This window comes from Streptomyces sp. SID14436, assembly GCF_010548465.1.
GTDB lineage: Bacteria > Actinomycetota > Actinomycetes > Streptomycetales > Streptomycetaceae > Streptomyces.
The window spans coordinates 1-5,565 of sequence record NZ_JAAGMD010000661.1; the positions used below are offsets into that span (position 1 = coordinate 1).

The following is a 5,565-nucleotide window of genomic DNA, read 5'->3' on the forward strand; positions in this document are numbered from 1 at the left end:
CCGGCCGGGACCGCGTGCCCGAGGCCGGGCCCCGCAGGGCAAGGCCCGGTCCGCCGGGCCGGTCAGGTGTGGGCGCGGGCGGGACCGGCCAGGGCCGCGATCCGCTCCACCGCGAACACGTACCCCTGCACGCCGCAGCCGGCGATGACCCCGTCGGCGCGCAGCGAGACGTACGAGTGGTGCCGGAACGCCTCGCGCCGGTGGATGTTGGAGATGTGGACCTCCACCACCGGCAGGCCGTCGCAGGCGTTGAGGGCGTCCAGGATCGCGACCGAGGTGTGCGAGTAGGCGCCGGGGTTGATGACGATGCCGCAGTGGCTGAGCCGTGCCTCGTGGATCCAGTCCACCAGGGCGCCCTCGTGGTTGGACTGGCGCAGGTCCACCGTGCCGCCGTGCGCGGCCGCCGCCTCGGCGCACCGGGCCTCGACGTCGGCGAGCGTGTCGGCCCCGTAGATCTCCGGCTGGCGCTGTCCGAGCAGGTTCAGGTTGGGGCCGTTGAGAATCATGATCGGGGCGTTGGCCAGGGTGCGGGGCACGGTTCCTCCGGTCCGTTCGGCGTGCGGGCGGGCGGGCCCGCCGGGACCGCCGCTGGCACCCGGTCTATCACGGTGCGCGGCGGGCCCGCCGGGCCCTACGCTCACCCGATGATCGACGCCGTGTATCCGCCGAAACCCGTCCCGGGCGACCGTATCGCCGTGCTGTCGCCCTCCTCCGGCCTCGCCGGGGTGTTCCCGCTCCCGTTCGAGCTGGGCCTGCGGCGGCTGCGCGAGGAGTACGGGCTGGAGCCGGTGGAGTACCCGGCGACACGGGTCATGGGCTCGACGCCCCGGCAGCGTGCCGACGACCTGCATGCCGCGTTCGCCGACCCCGGCATCAAGGCGGTGATGGCGGCGATCGGCGGCGACGACCAGATCACGGTGCTGCCGCTGCTGGACCGGGAGCTGGTGCGGGCCCACCCGAAGCCGTTCTTCGGGATGAGCGACAACACCCATCTGCTCGCCTGGCTGCGCTCCTGCGGCATCGTCGGCTTCCACGGGGCGAGTGTGATGCCGGAACTGGGCCGGCCCGGCGCCCTGCACCCGCAGACGGCGGACTCCCTGCGGGCCGCCCTGTTCACGCCGGGCCCCTACGAGCTGCGCCCCGCCGACCGCTGGCGGGACGTCGACGTGGACTGGGCGGACCCGGCCGCCCTGGCCACCGAGCCGGAGACCCGGCCGGGCCGGTGGTGGACGTGGGCGAACGCGGACCGGGTGGTCGAGGGCCGCACCTGGGGCGGCAGCCTGGAGACGGTCGGCGACCTGCTCATGGCGGGCCGGGACGTCGCCGACGACCCGGCGGACCACGACGGCGGGGTCCTGTTCCTGGAGACGTCCGAGGAGATGCCGAGCGCCCGGACGGTCTTCCGCATCCTGCGGAACATGGGCGAGCGGGGCCTCCTCGGGCGCTTCCCGGCCTTGCTGTGGGGGCGGCCGAAGACCTGGTTCCTCGACCGCCCGCAGAGCCCCGAGGAGGGCGCGGCGTACGCGGCCGAGCAGCGGGAGGCCGTGCTGCGCGCCGTGCGGACGTACGCCCCCGGCACCGTGGTGGTCTTCGACGTGGACCTCGGGCACACGGATCCGCAGCTGGTGATCCCCTACGGGGGCACGGTGCGCGTCGACGGGCCCGCCCGGCGCATCACCGTCACCTACTGACGCCGCCCCGGAGCCCGGGCGTACGGGCGCTACGGGTTGATCGCCAGTTCCAGGTAGGCGGCGAACAGCACCAGGTGGACCCCGCCCTGCAGGGGTGTGGCCCGGCCCGGGACCACGGTCAGCGCGCTCACCACGACGGTCAGGGCGAGCAGCACCATGTGGGTGCTGCCGAGGCCGAGGACCAGGGGTCCGGAGAGCCACAGGGAGGCGAGGGCGACCGCCGGGATGGTCAGGCCGATGCTGGCCATGGCCGAGCCGAGGGCCAGGTTCATGCTGGTCTGGACGCGGTCGCGGCGCGCGGCGCGCACCGCGGCGATGGTCTCGGGCAGCAGCACCAGCAGGGCGATGATCACACCGACGACGGCGTGGTGCAGCCCGGCCCGGTCCACCCCGGACTCGATGGTCGGTGAGACCCCTTTGGCGAGGCCGACCACACCGACCAGGGCGAGGCCCAGCATGCCGAGGCTGATCAGGGCCGTGCGGTTGGAGGGTGCCTCGGCGTGCTCCTCGCCCGAGATGACCTCGCCCTGGCGGGTGAGGGGCAGGAAGTAGTCCCGGTGTCTCACCGTCTGGGTGGCCACGAACAGGCCGTAGAGGATCAAGGAGGATATGGCGGCGAAGGTGAGCTGCACGCTGGAGAACTCGGGGCCGGGCTGGCTCGTGGTGAACGTCGGCAGCACCAGGCTGAGGGTCGCCAGGGTGGCGACCGTGGCCAGGGCGGCTCCGGTGCCCTCCGAGTTGAAGACCGCCGTGCCGTGGCGCAGGGAACCCACCAGGAGGCTGAGCCCCATGATGCCGTTGCAGGTGATCATCACGGCGGCGAAGACGGTGTCCCGGGCCAGCGTGGCGCTCTTGTCGCCGCCGTCCAGCATGAGGGTGACGATCAGTGCGACCTCGATGACCGTGACGGCGACGGCCAGGACGAGTGAACCGAACGGTTCACCGACCCGGTGGGCGACGACCTCCGCGTGGTGCACCGCCGCCAGGACGGCACCCGCGAGGACGACGGTCGCCAGACCGACGACGAGGCCGGGGAGATCGCGTCCCCAGGTGAGGACCAGCAGCACGGCTGCCAGCGCCGGCACCAGGATCGTCCATCGCGCCGCGAGCGACCTGAGCCGAGCGATCATGCGGCGATCGTCGCAGACGTGGGGATCTGCCGCATTCCGGTCACCGGCGCTCGGAGCACCCGTCCGTCTCGCCGTCCTGATCGCCTCGGGGTCGTCATGAGTGCGCATGGCCTCCTTGTGTGAGTCGGGTGGGTCCGGGGCGCCGGAACGCGGCGCGGGATGGTGCGGTGGGGCCCGCCGGTGTGCGGCCGGGGCGGAGCACGGGGCGGCACCGGGAGCGGTGGCGGCGCGGTGCGCCCCCCCCGCTCCCGGTGCGGTCCCGGTCCGGGTCACACGTCGATGCTGTCCTTGTCGTCGCCCGCGCTCTGCGCGGCCGCGGCCTCCGCCTGCTTGCGGGAGGCCCGCAGGCTGGTGATCGTGGTGACCACCAGGACGGAGCAGATGACGCCCAGCGAGACGGGGATGCCGATCTCCGGCACGTGTACCCCGGACTCGTGCAGGGCGTGCAGCACCAGCTTCACGCCGATGAAGCCGAGGATGATCGACAGGCCGTAGGAGAGGTGGACCAGCTTCCTCAGCAGGCCGCCGATCAGGAAGTACAGCTGCCGGAGCCCCATGAGGGCGAACGCGTTCGCCGTGAACACGATGTACGGGTCCTGGGTCAGACCGAAGATCGCGGGGATCGAGTCGAGGGCGAAGAGCACGTCGGTGGTGCCGATGGCGAGCATCACGACCAGCATCGGGGTCATGATCCGCTTGCCGTTCTGCTCGATCCACAGCTTCGTGCCGTGGTAGCGGTCGGCGACGCCGAAGCGCCGTTCGGCCGCCTTGAGCAGCTTGTTCTCCTCGAACTCCTCGTCCTCCTCGTCGGCCCGGGCCTCCTGGATGAGCTTCCAGGCGGTCCAGATGAGGAAGGCACCGAAGATGTAGAAGACCCAGGAGAAGCTGGCCAGGATCGCCGCACCGGCGGCGATGAAGATCGCCCGCAGCACCAGAGCGATGAGGACGCCGATGAGGAGCACCCGCTGCTGGTACTGCGAGGGCACCGCGAACTTCGCCATGATCAGGACGAAGACGAAGAGGTTGTCGACGCTCAGCGACTTCTCGGTGATGAAGCCGGCGAAGAACTCGCCGGCGGGCTGTCCACCGCCGAAGATCAGCAGGCCGATGCCGAACAGCACGGCCAGGACGATCCAGACGATGGTCCAGATCCCGGCTTCCTTGATGGACACGTCGTGCGGTTTGCGGCCGATGAAGAAGTCGACCGAGATCAGGGCTGCCAGACCCAGGATCGTCAGGACCCACAGGGTCAGGGAAACATCCACTGCGCCTCCGGCAGATACGTCAGGACAGGTGTCAGCGTCGTCGCTGCCGGAGGTCTCTTCCACCCGAGACTCCGGCGCTTCTCACAGCGCCCGTGGAGCTCTCGGGCCGACGCCCCGGGATCTGGCCTGATCCGTATTGACGGGGTCACCGCACAGACGGGGAGTACTCCCCTCCGTCCGTAGAACTGTACCGGCATCACCAAGGTTTGGTAAAGAGAACGGTAAAAGAAATTCCAAGTCGCAGGTGAAGGGCGGTGTGTCGGTCCTGGCGGGGCCCGGGGAACCTCACCGGTTCCAGGCGCGCCGGGCCTGTGTCACCTGGGTGAGCACCTGCTGGAGCACCTGGCTGCCGGGCGGCACGAGCGGCGGCTCGTAGGTCCAGGCGTGGCCGACCCACGGGTCGGCGAGGTGGTCGTCGGCCACCGGCGTCAGCCGCAGCAGCCCCCGCCACAGCGGGTCGAGCAGCGGCCCGTACGCGGCGGCGTCCTCCCGGTCGGCCACCAGCATCAGGTGGACGCCGACGGCGGGGCCCTCGTCGGCGAGGTACCGCAGCTGGTTGACGGCCCGGTCGTCGAAGCCGTGCGGGAAGTCGTTGACGACCAGCAGCTGCTGGGAGGTGTCGAAGCCCGGCGGCAGCGAGTCCGCGGCGCCCGCGCGCAGCGCCATCTGCACCAGGTCGACCCGCTCGATGAGCCGGCCCAGCGTGTCCGTCACGCCCGCGGCGCCCTGGGCCGGCGGGGCCGCCAGCACGCCGGTCCCGGTGAGCGGGGCCAGTGCCTGCGTCCCGGATCCGGCCGGGTCGACGACGTGCACCGTGAACTCGCCCGCCGGGTACACGGCGAGCAGCCGGGCGGCGTGCGCCACCGCCGTCTCCACGGCGAGGCGGCGCAGGTCGTGGGCGTCGGTGAAGGAGCCGTCGAGCCCCTCGGTGCGCCCGCTGTCGATCCACAGGCCGCGTTCCAGGGGCAGCCGGAGCAGCATCGGGATGCGGACCCGGCCGGCCTCCGGGAGGTGGAGGTCGCCCAGCCGCAGGGCCATCGGGATCTCCATCGGGACCCGGTAGGCGTGCCAGACGGGGTTGTCCCAGCGCGCGAACGGCGGGGGCAGCGCGGGTTCGACGACCTCGGCCTCGGCGGCCAGCTGGGCGAGGTCCCGGTCGAGGACGTCGCGGGCCTGCTCGACCAGCTCGTCCCGGCGGGCGCGGGCGGCCTCGCGCGCGGCGTCGGCCTGGCCGCCGATCCGGCTGCGCGGGTCGGACAGGACCTGCTCCAGCTCCTTGTCCATGCGCGACTCGGCGAAGTCGACCGCGCTGCGGTAGGCGGCGGTGGTGCGGGCCAGGTCCTCGAACATGCCCCAGACCTGGTTGTAGAGCCGCTCGTCCATGGACCAGCCGGTCGCGTCGCCCGCCACGGGCTGCGCGGGCTCCCCGGGCCGGGAGGGCGGGGCGGCGGGCGGTGGCGGGGGCGGGGCGGCGCTCTG

At 72.4% G+C, this 5,565-nt stretch carries 4 protein-coding genes and 1 pseudogene; 1 reads left to right on the forward strand and 4 read right to left on the reverse strand.

Annotation, left to right across the window (positions count from 1 at the left end):
• Window positions 1-62: 62 nt before the first annotated feature.
• Window positions 63-536, reverse strand: a complete 474-nt coding sequence (gene aroQ, locus G3I53_RS23565) for a type II 3-dehydroquinate dehydratase (protein WP_164334941.1) — start codon at window positions 534-536, stop codon at window positions 63-65.
• 108 nt (window positions 537-644) lie between these two features.
• On the opposite strand from aroQ, the gene G3I53_RS23570 reads away from it, so the two are divergent.
• Window positions 645-1,691 carry a S66 peptidase family protein gene (locus tag G3I53_RS23570; protein ID WP_164334943.1) on the forward strand — a complete coding sequence of 349 codons (1,047 nt, stop codon included), beginning with the start codon at window positions 645-647 and terminating at the stop codon, window positions 1,689-1,691.
• A 29-nt stretch (window positions 1,692-1,720) separates the two neighbouring features.
• On the opposite strand, the gene G3I53_RS23575 is transcribed toward G3I53_RS23570, so the two are convergent.
• The 3 genes and pseudogenes from G3I53_RS23575 to G3I53_RS23585 form a co-directional block, all read right to left on the reverse strand.
• Entirely contained in the window at window positions 1,721-2,821 is a 1,101-nt protein-coding gene (locus tag G3I53_RS23575) for an ionic transporter y4hA (RefSeq protein ID WP_164334946.1), read from the reverse strand.
• 269 nt (window positions 2,822-3,090) lie between these two features.
• Window positions 3,091-4,086 (reverse strand): TerC/Alx family metal homeostasis membrane protein, encoded by a 996-nt coding sequence (locus G3I53_RS23580; RefSeq protein ID WP_164334948.1) that lies wholly within the window; start codon window positions 4,084-4,086, stop codon window positions 3,091-3,093.
• 285 nt (window positions 4,087-4,371) lie between these two features.
• A pseudogene (locus G3I53_RS23585) lies at window positions 4,372-5,565 on the reverse strand (export associated protein); the annotation flags it as partial.